Source organism: Chroococcidiopsis thermalis PCC 7203 (assembly GCF_000317125.1).
In the GTDB taxonomy this organism is placed as follows: Bacteria; Cyanobacteriota; Cyanobacteriia; order Cyanobacteriales; family Chroococcidiopsidaceae; genus Chroococcidiopsis; species Chroococcidiopsis thermalis.
The window spans coordinates 128,476-143,961 of record NC_019699.1 but is presented as its reverse complement, the minus strand read 5'-3'; the positions used below and the strand labels follow the sequence as shown (position 1 = coordinate 143,961).

At 47.4% G+C, this 15,486-nt stretch carries 19 protein-coding genes and 2 pseudogenes; 5 read left to right on the top strand and 16 right to left on the bottom strand.

All coding sequences use genetic code 11. The features are described from left to right. Positions 1–12 precede the first annotated feature (12 nt). Positions 13–183, bottom strand: coding sequence for a hypothetical protein (locus CHRO_RS33035; RefSeq protein WP_181824422.1), 171 nt, complete (start codon positions 181–183; stop codon positions 13–15). A gap of 386 nt (positions 184–569) precedes the next feature. Here CHRO_RS33035 and CHRO_RS28195 point away from each other — a divergent pair, with 386 nt between their 5' ends. Both CHRO_RS28195 and CHRO_RS33030 read left to right on the top strand, forming a co-directional pair. Further along, a complete protein-coding gene (locus tag CHRO_RS28195) occupies positions 570–842 on the top strand; it encodes an RES domain-containing protein (protein ID WP_084739239.1) in 273 nt (90 codons plus the stop codon). Positions 843–849: 7 nt separating this feature from the next. Further along, positions 850–1,032, top strand: a complete 183-nt coding sequence (locus CHRO_RS33030) for an RES family NAD+ phosphorylase (RefSeq protein WP_071925507.1) — start codon at positions 850–852, stop codon at positions 1,030–1,032. Positions 1,033–1,177: 145 nt separating this feature from the next. Here the strand turns inward: CHRO_RS33030 and CHRO_RS28190 are convergent, their stop codons facing one another. Continuing rightward, positions 1,178–1,396 (bottom strand): hypothetical protein, encoded by a 219-nt coding sequence (locus CHRO_RS28190; RefSeq protein WP_181824421.1) that lies wholly within the window; start codon positions 1,394–1,396, stop codon positions 1,178–1,180. A gap of 58 nt (positions 1,397–1,454) precedes the next feature. Next, positions 1,455–2,945, bottom strand: coding sequence for a toprim domain-containing protein (locus tag CHRO_RS28185; protein WP_015163030.1), 1,491 nt, complete (start codon positions 2,943–2,945; stop codon positions 1,455–1,457). Between the two features lie 126 nt (positions 2,946–3,071). On the opposite strand from CHRO_RS28185, the gene CHRO_RS33025 reads away from it, so the two are divergent. Continuing rightward, complete coding sequence (locus CHRO_RS33025; protein WP_181824420.1) at positions 3,072–3,230, top strand: hypothetical protein; 159 nt, start codon at positions 3,072–3,074, stop codon at positions 3,228–3,230. A 532-nt stretch (positions 3,231–3,762) separates the two neighbouring features. Here the strand turns inward: CHRO_RS33025 and CHRO_RS30995 are convergent. The 9 genes from CHRO_RS30995 to CHRO_RS28150 all read right to left on the bottom strand — a co-directional run bounded on the left by CHRO_RS30995 (position 3,763) and on the right by CHRO_RS28150 (position 10,266). Next, complete coding sequence (locus tag CHRO_RS30995; protein WP_015163029.1) at positions 3,763–4,011, bottom strand: hypothetical protein; 249 nt, start codon at positions 4,009–4,011, stop codon at positions 3,763–3,765. Between the two features lie 99 nt (positions 4,012–4,110). Then, positions 4,111–5,097, bottom strand: a complete 987-nt coding sequence (locus tag CHRO_RS28180; protein WP_015163028.1) for a ParB/RepB/Spo0J family partition protein — start codon at positions 5,095–5,097, stop codon at positions 4,111–4,113. Beyond that, positions 5,078–5,749 (bottom strand): AAA family ATPase, encoded by a 672-nt coding sequence (locus CHRO_RS28175; RefSeq protein WP_015163027.1) that lies wholly within the window; start codon positions 5,747–5,749, stop codon positions 5,078–5,080. Before CHRO_RS28175 ends, CHRO_RS28180 begins: the two co-directional genes overlap by 20 nt. 147 nt (positions 5,750–5,896) lie before the next feature. Then, complete coding sequence (locus CHRO_RS28170) at positions 5,897–6,364, bottom strand: hypothetical protein (protein WP_015163026.1); 468 nt, start codon at positions 6,362–6,364, stop codon at positions 5,897–5,899. 57 nt (positions 6,365–6,421) lie between these two features. Then, on the bottom strand, positions 6,422–6,817 hold the full coding sequence (ssb, locus tag CHRO_RS28165) for a single-stranded DNA-binding protein (RefSeq protein ID WP_015163025.1): 396 nt from the start codon (positions 6,815–6,817) through the stop codon (positions 6,422–6,424). Positions 6,818–6,956: 139 nt separating this feature from the next. Continuing rightward, on the bottom strand, positions 6,957–7,130 hold the full coding sequence (locus CHRO_RS31395) for a hypothetical protein (RefSeq protein ID WP_015163024.1): 174 nt from the start codon (positions 7,128–7,130) through the stop codon (positions 6,957–6,959). A gap of 191 nt (positions 7,131–7,321) precedes the next feature. Continuing rightward, positions 7,322–8,260 (bottom strand): hypothetical protein, encoded by a 939-nt coding sequence (locus CHRO_RS28160; protein ID WP_015163023.1) that lies wholly within the window; start codon positions 8,258–8,260, stop codon positions 7,322–7,324. A 118-nt stretch (positions 8,261–8,378) separates the two neighbouring features. Then, a complete protein-coding gene (locus tag CHRO_RS28155; protein WP_015163022.1) occupies positions 8,379–9,629 on the bottom strand; it encodes a PcfJ domain-containing protein in 1,251 nt (416 codons plus the stop codon). A 265-nt stretch (positions 9,630–9,894) separates the two neighbouring features. Further along, the gene (locus CHRO_RS28150) at positions 9,895–10,266 is read right to left on the bottom strand and encodes an ArsR/SmtB family transcription factor (RefSeq protein WP_015163021.1); all 372 of its coding nucleotides are present in this window, start codon (positions 10,264–10,266) and stop codon (positions 9,895–9,897) included. Positions 10,267–10,357: 91 nt separating this feature from the next. On the opposite strand from CHRO_RS28150, the gene CHRO_RS28145 reads away from it, so the two are divergent. Beyond that, positions 10,358–10,807 (top strand): protein tyrosine phosphatase family protein, encoded by a 450-nt coding sequence (locus tag CHRO_RS28145; protein ID WP_015163020.1) that lies wholly within the window; start codon positions 10,358–10,360, stop codon positions 10,805–10,807. A gap of 48 nt (positions 10,808–10,855) precedes the next feature. After that, positions 10,856–12,270: pseudogene (locus CHRO_RS28140) on the top strand (MBL fold metallo-hydrolase). 7 nt (positions 12,271–12,277) lie between these two features. On the opposite strand, the pseudogene CHRO_RS28135 reads toward CHRO_RS28140, so the two are convergent. From CHRO_RS28135 to CHRO_RS28120, 4 genes and pseudogenes are all read right to left on the bottom strand, one after another. Next, positions 12,278–12,700 (bottom strand): annotated as a pseudogene (locus CHRO_RS28135) (cation diffusion facilitator family transporter); the annotation flags it as partial. Positions 12,701–13,091: 391 nt separating this feature from the next. Continuing rightward, positions 13,092–14,072, bottom strand: coding sequence for a cation diffusion facilitator family transporter (locus CHRO_RS28130; RefSeq protein ID WP_015163019.1), 981 nt, complete (start codon positions 14,070–14,072; stop codon positions 13,092–13,094). A gap of 16 nt (positions 14,073–14,088) precedes the next feature. Next, on the bottom strand, positions 14,089–14,976 hold the full coding sequence (locus tag CHRO_RS28125; protein ID WP_015163018.1) for a lipid kinase: 888 nt from the start codon (positions 14,974–14,976) through the stop codon (positions 14,089–14,091). A 236-nt stretch (positions 14,977–15,212) separates the two neighbouring features. Then, a complete protein-coding gene (locus tag CHRO_RS28120; RefSeq protein WP_041463606.1) occupies positions 15,213–15,470 on the bottom strand; it encodes a hypothetical protein in 258 nt (85 codons plus the stop codon). Between the last annotated feature and the right edge of the window lie 16 nt (positions 15,471–15,486).

Here is a 15,486-nt window from a genome sequence, read left to right as displayed (position 1 = left end):
TTGTTGATATACTTACTGCGATCGCTGCAATTCTTCAGTTAACAGCCGATCGGCAAGCCTTTCTAGCGAGATAATCTGCTTCAGGTTTCCTAATGTTGCATAGGCAGCCTCTAGACCTCCCGTGAGGATAGCTTGCTTTGGGCTGTGGGGCAGAGCGATCAGTTTTCGTCCGTCAGCTAACACGTCATGGCAGAGGACGGACTAAAGCCGTTGGTGCTGAGTTTGAGGTTGCTTGCCGCTACAGCATTTTGCCGTTTGTAGAAATTAAGATAGTTAAGAATCTCAATTAATCCAAACTCCATAAATAGTGTGGACTGGAAAAAACTTTGTGCAAGCAGTTTGCCTAACAAGTCTGCAAAATGAAACTGTATCTTAGATCGATTTGATCTGAGAGCTCAAACCATTTCGATCTCATCTTCTAAAACTAAGACAGCATCAGGATTTCAGTGAATTTGCTAACGAATTTAATAAACTTGAGGTAGCTTAAAACTCCTATTAGACAAAGGTTTAAAATTTTCAGGATCGAAATGGTTTGAGCTCTCAGATCAAATCGATTTCGACAATCGTCGATTGGTTCTCTCAAGTTTGGTGGCAGATACAATCCGCCCCAGGCGTTTGAAGCACTATATCTAGCCAACAATCCCGTCACGGCATTGCAAGAAGTCAACGCTGTCGTCCAAACTGAAACTGGGCTGTTGGGGATCAAAGGACCACCACGTATTCTGCTATCGGTTGACTACCAACTACAAGCGATTCTAGACATTTGTCACCCTGAGAGTCAAAGCGTTCTAGAAACAAATTTGTCCGAACTCATCGCTCCAGGCGCGATCGCTCAACGCTGAAGGACAGATGGCACTAACTCAAACGCTTGGTTCTGCTGCCTATAATCTTCAAAGTATTGAAGCTATAAAAGTACCCTCAGCCCGCGATCCAAACACTTATAACCTGGTTGTTTTTGTCAATCGGCTCTCGGACAATAGTTCCTTACGGGTCTATGATGACTCCGGCATCATCGATGCACGACTTCCTTGAACAATAGCAGGATAGCTGTCGAAAATAATTTGGTTTGAGCAAATCGATTTCGACAAAGTGCGAAAAGATTGAAATTGGAGATAATTTTGCACTACAGCATAAAAATAACTACCTTCCTGACATTTTCTTCCGAGAAGGGGCAGTCTTAGTAAAAGCTCTGCATAAACTCAACATTTGCCTGGGTCCAGCAACCATCGCTGGTGGTAGACTCAAACCAAAATAGTAGCCCGTCCAAAAAAGCGCGATCGCTCCGGTCATTGCTACTTTGGTAGTCAAGAATGTACTGCTTTTCCTGGAATGTAAAATCGCGTGGTTCGTTGCCACAGGCTGAATCAATAGTTTGACAAATGGATTTTTTGTTCATGGGTAAGTTACGACTGATAAACGCTTTCATCATTGCTGCAAAGCAGTTTTTAGATTTTTCAGGTTTGAATTCGCGAGTGTAGAGCGTGCAGTTGCTGCGAGAGTTCGAGATCGTGCTGCAATTGCAGTAGGATTTCTGTAGCTAGAGGTAAGGGGTGTTGCTCTGCGTAAAAAGCCAAAGCGGTATTGGCAATTTGTTGTAAGTCGTCAGCAGTTTTTTCTAGCGTGACAGCGGCTCTCCACCATTTCCACAAAGAAGCTCCAATCTCTCGCCACCTACAAAAGTCTTGCTCCATAGATGCTTTAGCTTCTTTTGACAAAGACTGACCGCTTTCTACCTCATCTGCCACAAGTTTCACTCTGTCAACGTACTTATTTGTCTTGCCTATTGCCTGCGCGATCCGCCACCACTCGGAAACTTTATACCACTGCTCTAACTGAGTTGCTGTCATCTTTGCTTGGAGGAATTCGTTCCAATCCTTACCAAGGTTTGGCGCGGCACGGATAATATTGCCTTTACCTAGAGCCTTGACGACATTCCACGCCTGTCTTTCTCCAGCTCTATCGGCATCCTGGGCTAGAATAATTTGCCCTCCCCGTGTGAGACAATTGTGCAGTAATTCGAGTGGCAGCGTACCAGTGCCGTCAGTAGCGAGATACAGCGTGGTTAAGTGCTTGTATTTGGTCAGGGCAGCCACCGACATCGCATCAATGGCTGACTCGGTAAGGACAATCCGCTGTACTTCCCCTTGCCCTTGCAAGAAGGAAAACCAACCTATATCCTTTCTAGAGCCTTCTGCCAGTCCCTTGAATTTACCTTGCACGTCTCTGAGCGAGGCTCCTTGAGCTTCGCCGTGTATGTCCTGTCTGATAAATACGGCATTGGTCAATTTTTTCCCATTTTTTCCCTGCTGTTGCAGGCTTTTGAGTACGGCTGGCGCAATGCCACTAGCATAGATTTTTCCTTCTCGATGGAGTGCCTCTACTAGCTCCAGAGGTAAAGCTCGTTGTGACACCAGATAGGACTGAACTTCCATCCACTTGCTTTCATCCGGTACGGGGATGACGAACGGACGACGATCTATACTCGTGTTGGCTATCGATTTACGCCGTTGTTTAGTAGTAGCAGAACTGCATGAGGAGATGCAGTTAATCGGACGCGATAATCCGAACTGAACTGCCAGCCAATCTCTTGCTGCTCGTCGGTCTATTCCTAGAACGTGCATCGCCAAGCTTGTAGCATTTTTACCGCCTACGCCTGCATTCCAGTCGTACCAACCTTTACCTGCTGTCAGGGAAATGTTTCTCAATTGCTCGTTACACCACTTGCCTTTTTCTCCTTTCTTAGGGGACATGCCCAATCGGGTAGCCACGTCTTCTAAAGGCAGTGCTAGAATTTGCTGCGTCAGCAACTCTCGTTCTCTTTGCCTTTCTCTAGCACGGTCGAGGGCAGATGGATTGAAGGCGACGGCTGGTTTTGTTTTTGACGGCAGCAGAAGTTGCTGTTTCTTGGCAGCGTCGGGTTGGATAGGCGTAACTGATTCAGGCATAATTGATATGTCGTTACAATCGGGCGATATTTTCACTCGCTCGAATACTGGAGTGCTAGTACGTGGAATAGTTGGAATACTTGCTAAATGCTGATGTTTTCTGTATTGCTGCGTCTTTGCTGACCGATGCCGGAAGCGGCATCTGACAAGCTAGATGCAATTGCTGTGGAAAATAAAGTTATCGTTGAACGGCGATCGCGCTTTGCAGCAGATGCAAAGCAAATCTTCTCTCAAGTAGGCAACTGCTTTTACCCCACCCTACTGCCCTTGACACTGCGGACGTAGAGAGCAGTCAGTTCGACTCAATTCAAACTGGCGGCGGTCGCGAACGAACCTGCTAACCCGTTAGAGTTGCGGTTATCAATTTAGCTAGATAAAAACTTTGGAAAAAACTACTGCTGTTTCTTTGAAAACACCCTATCTGTAAATATTTATACCAGATATCTTGAGGCGTAGCAATCCCTAAGAACAGTTTTTCAGATCGGTTGCAGTACGAAATCGCTAGCGACTAGATTGCTTTCCTAAGATTGCTGTCAAGTAGATAGCGATCTCAAGAGCGCGTACTTTTTCATTTGAAGGCAGAACAGGGCTGAACGATTGGGGACGAGCGTAGCCTTAACGTTTCGTAAACCAACCTCTTTCCACCCTTTCTGCTGCTGCGCTATGCAAAATTACTTGTGTTGTTCCAATTCCTCACTACGAGGAGTGAGGTGACGAGACCATCAGCAGATTGTCTGGGTATAGGGAACGACTAACACCACGCTATACATCACTCGTCAACGGATTTTTCCCACAATCGCAATTAATCTGCAAGTTGCTAGGACTTAGTTTTCGACTTCGAGCGTTTGACCAAGACGGGTCTGGGCTTGCGTCTTTTCAACTTACTCGTGTCTTGAAGCTGGTGAGGCGGGCGACAAGTCTCGCAGTAGAGCGGTCTGGGACCATAAGATTCTCTTTCTGTAGGCTGTTGGCACTGCTGGCAGATCAACTTGAATAGGCGAGTGTGGATTGTCCGCTCGTGGGCGCGGACAGTGTATTCTCTGACAAAAACCTGTTTGGATGGCATGAAATTTAGCTACTGAATCATCGGACTGACTTTACGCTCTCCAACTAGAATTGGTGAGAAAGACCGTGCTGCTGGTTTGTCAGCAAGATCGATCTTTTTCTACTCTTGTTGAATGAGCGATTCTAACCTGGCTAACAGCTTCTCTAACTCCTTTGCCTTCTTGGGATCGTGCCAAACTTTGGCTTGCTTGACTCGCTTGTAGGTATCGGCGAAGCGGTGTTGGAGAGTTGGTTCTACTCCAGAAGGCGCTACTGGCTTTATTCGTTCGCGAATGGCTGATAAAGATAGCCGTTCCTCGATTGCTGCTTCCAGTAGCAATCGCCGATTGGTTGGATCTTTTTCTTTAGCAATTTCCAATCCTTTAGTATATTCAATTTTACCAGCCCGAATCGCTTCTAGCACTTCGCTCGGCTTTCTCAGCAGTGGCAAGTAATGGGAAACAAATGACTTCCACGTACTTTGACCCAAGAAATTAAAAACAAGGGCGATCGCTTCCCCTTGCTGGCTACCCACAACGTTGTGGGTAACTTTCCCTTTCACTTCATTGTCCATGCGGTAGAGTAGGCTAACCGCGTCATCAATCGAGCAGTTTAGCTTCAGCGCAACTAATTTGAGAGCGCCATCGGCATATTCTAAAGGACTAAAGTCTTGTCGATTGGTATTTTCAGATAGAGATGCTTCAAACGCTTCTTCGTCCGTCCAGTGATAGACGATAACTGGCACGGAGTCTAGAGCGATAATTTCAGCAGCAAGATGGCGGCGCAATCCAGCTACTAGTTCGTACTCTCGATCGCTACCTCCAGGCAAAGGACGAACCCAAAGTGGAGATTGGATACCATTTGGAGCAATATCGCTTTGGGCCCACTGTTTCAGCTTCTCTCGATCGTAGGAGTGGCGGACTGGTTGGCGATCGGGAACAAAGCTAAAGGTACGATGGACAGAAGTGCGAGGGACAACTCGGCGATCGCCTGCTGGAGGAGTTGCGCCAGTGGTTGAAATGTTATTGCCAAAGACAAAAGCTTTGAGGTTTGATTCCTCAATCAAGCCGGAACCTTGGACTGCTTCTTTAAGAGATCTTCTTGTCATGGAGCACCTGCAATACTTCCTTAAATAAGTTGTTGTATGCTGTCGCCGCCGATAAAGCTTGTTCGCTTCGCATTTGAAACACGGTTTTGCGCTGACCTGGAGCATCGGTAATGCAAGTAAGGTCGTTAATGACTATCTTGGATAGCTTGAGCGGACAATCCGAGAGCGCCTCTTGCGCTTCCCGCAGCAGCACCGAGCGCTTGCCTTTGGCAGCATTGAGAAAGAGTACCGCCTCCGGCATTCCGCCTCGCAGTTCGCGGACGTGTCGCACGAACTGGACGATCGTACCGCTACTGCGGAGGTCAAACTCGGAGGGGCGGTTTGGCACGATGGCAATATCGCATCGTCCCAAGATAGATTTAGTAATTTCTCCGGCATTACCTGGTCCATCTACCACAACAGCATCGTACTGACGTGCCAGCACAGGCAATTCTTCAAACAATTGCTCTGGATCGTGCATTTGAACGATGTTGATTCCAAGGTCTTGCATCCAAGGCGAGCCGCTTTGCTGTCCGTCAGCATCGACGAAGATCGCGGCGCATTGTTGGTTTAACCAGTAGGCGAGATGCCCTGCTGTAGTTGATTTTCCAGCTCCCCCTTTTTGATTGACGACGGCATAGATTTTGTGTGACAGAATTTTCCTGTTGCTCATAAAGGCTCCTTGCGCGTGAGCCGAATGCATAAAGTTTATAGCATCAAAATTTCAGTTGTGGCTGTTTTAAGGCAAAAAAAAGAAAAAGAATTAGTGCCAGCGCGAAGGCAACACTAATTCTGAATATTCTGTTGAATTTACCAGCGATTAGAATGGGATGTCCGTGTCGGTGTTATCCTCGATCTGAGGAATGCTGCCATTACCGACCGCAGCACTGACTCCTGCAAGTACGGGTTCGGATGCGTCAGGCGTGGGCGTAGCGGGGAGCGTATCCGACTGGCTGGGAATGAAGCTATCGATGACAAGGCAGGGAATCTTTTCTTTGTAGGTGTCTTGGTTAACGATAATGAAGTCTACGTAGCCGATAGCTATAGCTTGAGCGCCCGTACCTGCTGCACTGACTTGGACGGCACCAGCGCCTCGGCAGCGATAGTTAATTTGTTCGGTAACAGGACCATCCTTTGAGTAGGTTTGAATTGACGCAACACCGTTACAGATTTTCATGCCTTCAGTGTCGTGTTGTTCGTTAATTGTTTCTACAGCGATGGTGAGAGTGGCGATAATCATGGTTTTAATGAGATGATGTTTGAGATTAATAATGCGGGCGCAAGCCATTTCCCCAACTTTCGTTGCGAGAAAATTGGGGAAGCAGTGTAGTTAAATTCGTTGGAATCAGAACTGGGCGTTGGCGATGGTGGCGAGGTCTGGCGTAGGAAATTCACTGGTTGCCGCACCAGATTCTTGCCGTTCGCGGGGCGAACCTAGCAATTCGAGCAGCTTGACTCTGATGAATGCTTTGCTGCGAGGTGCGCCTGTATTTTTGTCAATCCAATGGTCGAATACCAGTTCGCCTTTGACTGCTAACCCAGTCCCCTTGCGAACGTAGTTAGCAATCACTTCTGCCTGCGCTCCCCAGGCTTCTACGTCAAACCACTGCGGTTCTTCAGCTTTATATGGCGGACGTACAGCCAACGAGACCGATGCCTTGACTGCTCCGCTTTCAAAATAGCGGATATTGGGGTCTTGGCTAACTCGACCGATAACTGTGACGGAATTTAGATATGTCATATGCTCCTGTTATGTCGAATGATTCCGGTCGGGCGTGCGAAGCACTTAATGCCTGAGTTTCTGACGAAAAATCCCTGAATTTTTTATCTACTGTTGTTTGAGTTGCACTGTACATGGGCACGGAAGACTCATTATCGCTCTAAAAGCTCTGAAACATCGCAATTGGCGGTTTTTTGAGAATAATTTGATATCGGTCTTTCCCTACTTTTTTGACTAAAAATATCGCCCCTGCTTGCCGCAGTCTGTTGGATGTTTCGTTGAGAGCATCGAAGGATACTGTAATTGCATTGTTTGTCGTGGATGAAACGTTCATATTGTTAGCGCTCGATAACTTTTCTCGTTCGTGCAACGCGCTTCGAGTTATTTTAATTTCTAGTAACTGGTAGAAATCAGATCGGGTAGTGAAAAACTGACTCAAAATACTATGTTGTTATGCAAATCCTTGACCAGATTAAATACAAACTTACTATCCTCACCATGTTGAGCAAGCAAACGGTAATGCAGTTAGCACTGAAGTTGGAATAGCCCAGATGCTGCTAATGTACTCTTATTGTGATTGTGTGCCAGCAGCAGTTGATTGAGGTTATGAGCAAGTCTGCCGATATCGTGCTGCCTGCTTTTGCCATAATATCTGGGATCGATCTGATATTGGCGTAGAATGTTGCAGGCACGACAGCAGCATCTAGGGGCGATCGCCTTAGTATCGTTACTAGCAGCGGGATAACGAACGAGCCTGCCACCTTGATGAATCAAGAAGTTACGAGCTATGAATGCTTCTTTAGCATAGGTGGAGCCGTCGAAACTAACTCCTAGCTGGTTGAATGCCCTAGCATATCTTGGGCTGCAAAGTCCAAAAATGTGAAAATGAACGTTTGTGTCAATTTGACGTATTGCTTCAATAGTTGCCGCGATCGCAATTAGGCTGCTGTGAAAATTTCTGGCTCCTGCTACGAGTCCTCCAATTCCAACGGCACGATATCCGATCTCATACAGTTCGATCGCTCGTTGAATGCGTTCGGTTAGGGTAAGCCCGTGAACCACTGCCATCGGCATCCGATCGGGCAACTTCAAAGCAGCTAACTTAATGAATTCAATTGCCTGTTGCCAATTAAACTTTCTGCGCTCGTCAATGCGATTGCCTACAAGTAGATGATCTGGTGCGACGATCGCATCTCCAGGTTTGCTCAAGCGTGCATATTGGTAAATACACAAATGTGCAGTCACAAATCTACCGCGAATTTGAGGAATGTCGAGATTTCGGTAGCCAAACGCGCCGCAATCCCAAATCATCGGCTGGCGGTCGGGCATCACTGTGGGTCGGCTGGTGAGCGATCGCAGCCAACCCGTGGGTTGCTCGTCAAACAGCTCCCAAATCGGTATTCTGCTTTCGTTTAATCTTATGTAATCGCTGTTACCAACAACAGCATAGAAACCTGGTTTCATATAAATCTAACCTGCACTCTTGCGTGGAGAGAGTGCAGGCACTTTCGTTGGTAGAAAAAAATTAGACCTCTGCCTTCACGAGTCAGGCAGGGGTCCCAGGTGCGCCTAGAGAGCGGGTTTAACTTGCGATCTGTGACTTGCTGGGAAATAGTTCTTCCAGCCTCGGTCGCAGAAATGCTTCGACTGCCGCTCGGTCTTGGGCAGCCGGACGGCTGTTTCTACGACCGCTAAACTGGACGATTCGACCTTGGCGGTCGATTTCGATGGCATATTTCAGCTCTCCTTCCGCCTTGATGCCGAGCAAATAACAGTGCCGTTTTATCGCTTTGTCGGCGTAGCTACCAATACAAGTATTGAGAGCATTGCCCCACTCTATCAGCATATGAGCGGTTCTGGGGACGACAAAGACAAGATTGTTGACTGCCATGCCGTCTAATTTACCCAGCTTTTTTATCGGCAGGCGGCGTTTCTCTTCTCGTTCGCTGCGAAAGCGATTGTAGTCGCGTTGTATCCAGTCGTGTAACTGGCAGAACGATCGCGGACGCGAGGGCAGTTTGTAGTGGGGCAGATCCTTTGTCATCTGCCAGTACATATTAGCTGCATCTAACAGGTAGCTAGCGTTATACTCTTCTGCTGCCGATTCCAGCAACTTCAGCACCCGCTGGGGCGAATACTGTTGCAATAGGTGATGCACCCGTTGGGGGTCGATTTCGACTGGCTTCAGTTCTAACAGGGCGTGGATGTAGTCGAGCTGCCACTGCTGGGCGAAGGATACTGCTAGCGCCAACCAGTTGCTTTGAACTGCCCACAGACATTTCCTCTCATATTCTACTTGTGCCTCCAGCAGTCGCGCCACGAGTTTGCGTAACTGCTTGCTATCCCTGCCAAACCAGATTTTGACAGCATCCTTGAGATTTTCTCGTTTAAATCCCTGCCGTAGTATTGCGGGAATCGGAGGAATGCAATCGTATTGTTGGAGAAATGGTAATACCTTCGCAATAATTGTTTCGTAGAGATTGGAGCATTTCTCAATCTGCAACAGTTCGGCTACGGCTTGCTTCGCCAATGCTATCGGTAAATTCCGAGAGTCGCAGCCACCCACCCGCGCCGCTTTCGCAAGTTTGTAAATGAGGCATTCTGCGTCGCTGTAGGTAACATCGCGCACTCCATACCGCTTGCTCCAGATGTAGACGCGCAACTTGCCCGTTCTCAGGGAAAAACAGAGCCATTTGGTAGTTTTAAACTCGCCTTTCACTTTTTGGCGCAACCGCAACGTCACTTTATTTTCTGCACGGTCGAGAAACAAGATGCCGTATTTCCCCTGCCAGTAGATGCCGCCGTTGGCAGCAATTTTGTAAGTCTTGTCCATTGTCGCGCTCCATCAACATTTCCCATGTCGATGCGCAGCATTTACGATCGATGACGCTCTGCGAACGAACCTGTCAATTGATGCCACTCGTGCAGAAGAATGATTCAGCAGATACGACAAATAATTGCCGTCGTGTCAGTATTTTTTGTCTAAAAGACAGGAACTTCTGCCGCCAGGAAGCTTCGCGAACTTCATGCGGTGGATTTAGCAGCACTCGACTTTGGCATATTGTCAATTCAAAGACAAAGAATTCCTTTAGGTAAATTTAGCGATCGCGTAAGTTCTGAAGTTCCTCTAACTGTTGGGTTTGTTCCTCAAGTCCCACTGCTAGGCGATGTCTGACGACAAGCCGCTTTGCGTCTACGCAAACTATTTCGCAAAGCTCAAAAACGATCGGCTCGGAGATCTCGTAGAATACGCTAATTCCCTTTGGACGGCGAACGACCATACCTGCTTGCGTTAGCATCTTGAGTTGCTTGGAAACATTCGCTTGTCCCAGCCCAGTTGCAGCGATAATTTCCGTCACGTTTTTCGCTCCCGACTTGAGAGAACACAAAACTTGCAGCCGACTGACTTCGGACAAAACTTTGAAAAACTCTGCCACTGGGGTCAGGGCTTGAGGAGAAGGCTTTAGCATACAAACCTAAAAACGACATCTAACTAACGCAGAAACACTACTATATTACCAGTTGGTAATATAGTAAGTACAAAAAGACTAAAAGGTAAGTATGGAAAACGTCAAACAGATTAATGACGAGCTATCAGTGGCAGGGCAGGTAACACCAGAGCAATTGCAGCAGGCAGCTAGCGAAGGGTTCAAGTCCGTGCTGAATTTGCGTTCGCCTGAAGAGCAAGGTTTTCTCAAAGAGGAGCAACAGCAGGCAGAAGCCGCAGGATTGCAATACGCCAATATTCCAGTCAAGCCCAACGAGATGACTGACGAGTTGACCACCCAAGTTTTAGAGCAAATCGATAAGTTACCCAAACCTGCTTTGATTCATTGTGCTAGCTCTATGCGGGCAGGTGCAATGGCATTTATGAACCTGGCAACAAGGCAAGGCATGACTCCAGAGCAAGTATTTGAGAAAGCAGGCGAAGTTGGCTTTGACTGTAATGCCAATCCGCAAATGAAGCAGTTTTTAGAGCATTACGTTGCCACGCACCAGCAGCAGGAATAAGTCAGGTAGGGTGGGATCGCCTAATGTACGATTGCAGGAGAAAGTAAAATGGCACTAGTCTTTGAACAAATTAACGCCGAGGGATTAGCCCACCTATCCTATATCGTGGGTGACGATAAAGCAGGAGTCGTAGCAGTTATCGATCCCCGCCGCGACGTAGATATTTACATTCAAAGAGCAAGAGAACTCGGTGTGAGGATCGTGCAGATTATCGAGACTCACATCATGCTGACTTTGTATCCGGTTCTCACGAACTGAAAGCTAGAACGGGTGCGCCGATATCCGGTGGCAAGAGCAGCGATTACCAGTTCGAGTTACAACAACTGAGTGAAGGCGACGAGTTAAAACTCGGTAACGTGACCCTACGCGCCTTACATACCCCAGGACATACACCCGAACACGTCTCCTTTCTCATTGCCGATGCCAAGCAGGGTGAAGCACCATTTGGCATCTTTACGGGCGACACCCTATTTAACTTAGATGTTGGACGACCCGATTTATTGGGTGGAGGAACTGAAAAGAAACTGGCAGCACAACTCTATCATTCGTTATTTGACAAACTCGTGCCATTGGGCGATCGCATGGAAATCTATCCCTCTCACGGTGCGGGGAGCACCTGTGGAAAATCGATTGGCGATCGCCGACAGAGTACCATCGGTAACGAGCGAATCTTTAGCGAAGCATTCAAAGAACGCAGCGAAGCAGAGTTTGTGGAGTGGATTTTGGCTGGGATGCCAGAACCACCAAGGCACTACGCCAAATTAAAAAAAGTGAATGCCAAAGGTGCAAAAGTTTTAGGTGACGTGCCAATTTTACCGCCGCTGTCGCCGCAAGAATTCCAACAACTGATGCAGGATGAAAATACTGTTGTCATCGATGCCAGATCCATCCTCGCCTTTGGCGGCGGACACATCCCTGGTGCGATTAATATTGCTTTGCGTCCTGAATTTCCTAACTGGGTTGGTTGGACGATCGATCCTGAGAAGAAAATTTTGTTAGTACTGGAAAGCGAACGCGGCGTAACTTTAGCTTCCCAACAGTTATTCAGACTGGGCTATGACAACATTGCAGGCTATCTCCACGATGGCATGACGAGTTGGCAAAACGCAGGTTTACCCCTGAAACACCTGGGTGAATGGACTGTGCATGAGTTGAACCAGCACAAAAACGATCCAGATATTACGGTGTTAGATGTGCGATCGGATGGAGAGTACAGCAATGGCAGCGTGCCTGGTGCTAAACACATTTACATACCGCATTTAGAAGAGCATCTTGACGAGTTAGATAAAACTCAAACTATTGCCATCTATTGTGGCAGCGGTTATCGGGCTTCGATCGCTGCAAGTATCTTACAGAAGCATGGTTTCGAGCAGGTTATCAACGTCCCTGGTTCGTGGAATGCTTGGCAGGGTGCGAACTTACCTATCGAAAGGCGTAAGGATGTAGCAGTCAGCACGAAGTAGCTTGCATCTAGACAAGATTGTCGGGAGCTAAGGCGCAAGGATAATTGGGATCGCCTACTTCGACTTGAAGCGTGACGTGTTCGATGCTGAAACGATCGTGCAGTTCTCGACTGACTTGAACGAGAAACGCATCGCTTGGATGACCTGCGGGCATGACTAAATGAGCGGTGAGAGCGATTTGGGTTGTACTCATTGCCCAAATGTGCAGGTCGTGGACAGAAGCTACACCAGGACGTTCGGTTAAATAGGTGCGGACAGCTAGCGGCTCAATCCCCACTGGAACCGCATCTAGGATTAAATTGAGAGACTCTTGGAACAGTTGCCAAGTAGTTATGAGGATGACCGCAGTGACGATTAAACTAGTTGCTGGGTCAAACCACAGCCAACCTGTAACAACAATGCCAATGCCAGCCAGAACAACTCCCATGGTATTTACAATTCTATTTGCGCTTGCGACAGGCTTTGATATAATTCCGACTTGCTTTTCTTCCTACGGTTTGCTTCCAGAGAGCCATCATCTGTGGGAGTTACTATAGTACCTCATCGCTCAAAGCTTTAACCACTGACAACATCTTTTTCAGAATTTGGGTTGAGAGCAAGTTAGATTCGCTTGAGAATTTTAAAAATAGAGGCAGTATGCTTGTTTTTTTAATCTCACTATTTGCTCGATCACCCGCTTTAATAACTATTGCTCTTTGTTGACCTAGATCAGTCGCTGTTTCCTTATTTCATTTGCGCCGACTAATAGCGCGTAGGTATTTATTGAGCTTAAGTAGAATTTTCACAACAAGAACACATCTAAAATTTTTAGCGATCTCTATCTAGCAAAGGTAAGAAGTGCGTTCGCGTAGCGTCTCCGAAGGAGAATCGCTTTCGTTGAGGGCTACTATCTGCAAAGTGGACTCGCCAATTCCGAACGCTTGTTCTAATTGAGCTTGCAACTGCAAGAGCAGACTATCTCGCTCTTGAGCGTTCAGAGATTCCACAGCTAAATGAGCGCACAGCACCACCTGCCCAGAGGTAATCGTCCAGATATGCAGCTTGTCTACTTGTCGGACGCAGGCATTGGCACTCAAGACAGCTTCAACCGCAGATACGTCAATGTTTGGAGGAGCGTATTCCATCAGAATTCTCAAGCTATCCCAAACGAGCGGCAAGGCACTCAGACAAATGAGACAGGCAACGAACAAACTAGCAACTGCATCTGCCAAAAACCAATTGAACCAATAAACTACTATTGCTGCTAAAATTACGCCGAAAAAGCTGACGGCATCGGCTACCACGTGGAGAAAAGCACCCCGCAGATTCAAGTCCCGATCGCTGTCTTCGTGCAGCAAGCTGACAAGCAAGCCGTTGATCGCCAAGCCCAGTGCCGCTACAATCAGTGTGGGTAAAGCCGAAACTGGTTCTGGAGCTTGGAATCGCTCAATAGCTCTCCAGGCGATGAGAGTGGCGATCGTGATGAGGATCGATCCATTCATCAGTGCGACTAAAATCTCTAGCCGTCGATACCCAAAAGTTGCCCGACCTGTGGCTGGACGCTGTGCTAAAGAAGCTGCAATCGACGCCGCTCCCAGTGTAAAGATATCCGAAAGCATATGCCCTGCAACTGCAAGCAGTGACAGACTATGAGTCCAGAACCCAACTGCTAGTTCCACTAGCAACAGACTAATCCGCAATCCTAAGACAATCCAGAGTCGCCGTACTTTTTGCATTGCGTACACGGCTTCTGGGTCGCTTTGATAGAAGTGTTTGCGATCGGGAACAATAGTAGGTTGATAAATATCAGAACGTTCCTTCACTATCAGAATTTAAGGATTAACAATGTTTTTTGGGAATTAGCACAGATATAGCTTTGGGAATAATGCGAAATTGAGCGGGAGTGTGGGTAGTTAGTTCACCATCCGTGTTAATGGGATACAGCCCGTGAGTGTAGACTTCAATTTCTTGACACTTGCAAGCATGGAAACCCAGCCATGCTTTATGTCGTCCTTGCCAGATTACTGGCAGTGAGGCAACCAGCTGCCACCAGTGACGAACATTCAGACTGTATAGATGTAGTTGTTGGTCATCAATTGCTGCATCCTCACAGATTGTCATGCCACCACCATAATATCGACCATTTCCTACAGCAATTTGTACAGTCTTAACTCGGATTAATTTGCCGTCAAGACGAATATCCGCTCGAAAGGGTCGGGCTTGCCAAATCACTCCTAAAGCTGTAACTGCATAGGCTAGCACTCCCCAATGACGCTTCACCCTTTGATTGAGCCGCTCCGTGATTTGGACGCTCAACCCTAAACTAGCAACATTGAAGAAATGCTTCCCATTCACCCAACCGAGGTCAATGCGCTGTAGTTGACCTTTGGCAACGATCTGGCAGGCTTCGGGCAAGCTTGAAGGAATCCCCAAGGTGTGGGCGAGGTCATTAGCTGTTCCCAAAGGTAGAATCCCCAAAGGGAGTTGAGTATCTAACAGTCCCTCGACTGCCGCATTCAATGTGCCATCCCCTCCCCCAATAATCACCAAGTCAACCTGGTGGCGGTAATGACGAATCACGTCAGATAGGTATTGCGGTTTCTCTGTCTCCGTCTCCGTCTCCATCAGGTCAAAACCTAGCCTTTGCATCTGGTTCACCGCCTGGGATCTGCTATTCTGTCCTCGGCGAGCGTGACGATTTACTATCAGCAGGGCGCGTCGAGTCATGAGTATTAGCCTCCTCCATCAGGATTCTGTGGCATTAAAAATAGCTAGTAGAACCACACATGGATATTAGTTTGCTACAGTTGCTTCCAGTGCCATAGCTAGCTTAAAGCAAGTATATTCTTGGACTGGGTATTGCATGACGTGCAAAACTCAGTGGCTGATACGCAGGACGCTACCACACTCAATGCAGAACTTGGCATCATAAGGGTTTTCTCTCTCGCAGCTCAGACAGATAACTACTGGGGTAGATGCAGCCATTCCATCATGGTAGCTCGGTTGATAGCGGCGGCTTCGACTAGGGATTGAATGACAATCTTCACGATCGCCATAGTCGTAGTAATAGTCATGATGCCGATCGCGATCGTCGTAATCGTGATGTCTGTTGTGATGACGATCGCGATCCTTGTTATGACGATCTTGGCGATGATGTCCGTGGCGATCGTCACCCAATAGTTCTCTGAAAATATGACCCAATCCCATTTTTCAACCTCCACAGGTCGATGAATAATT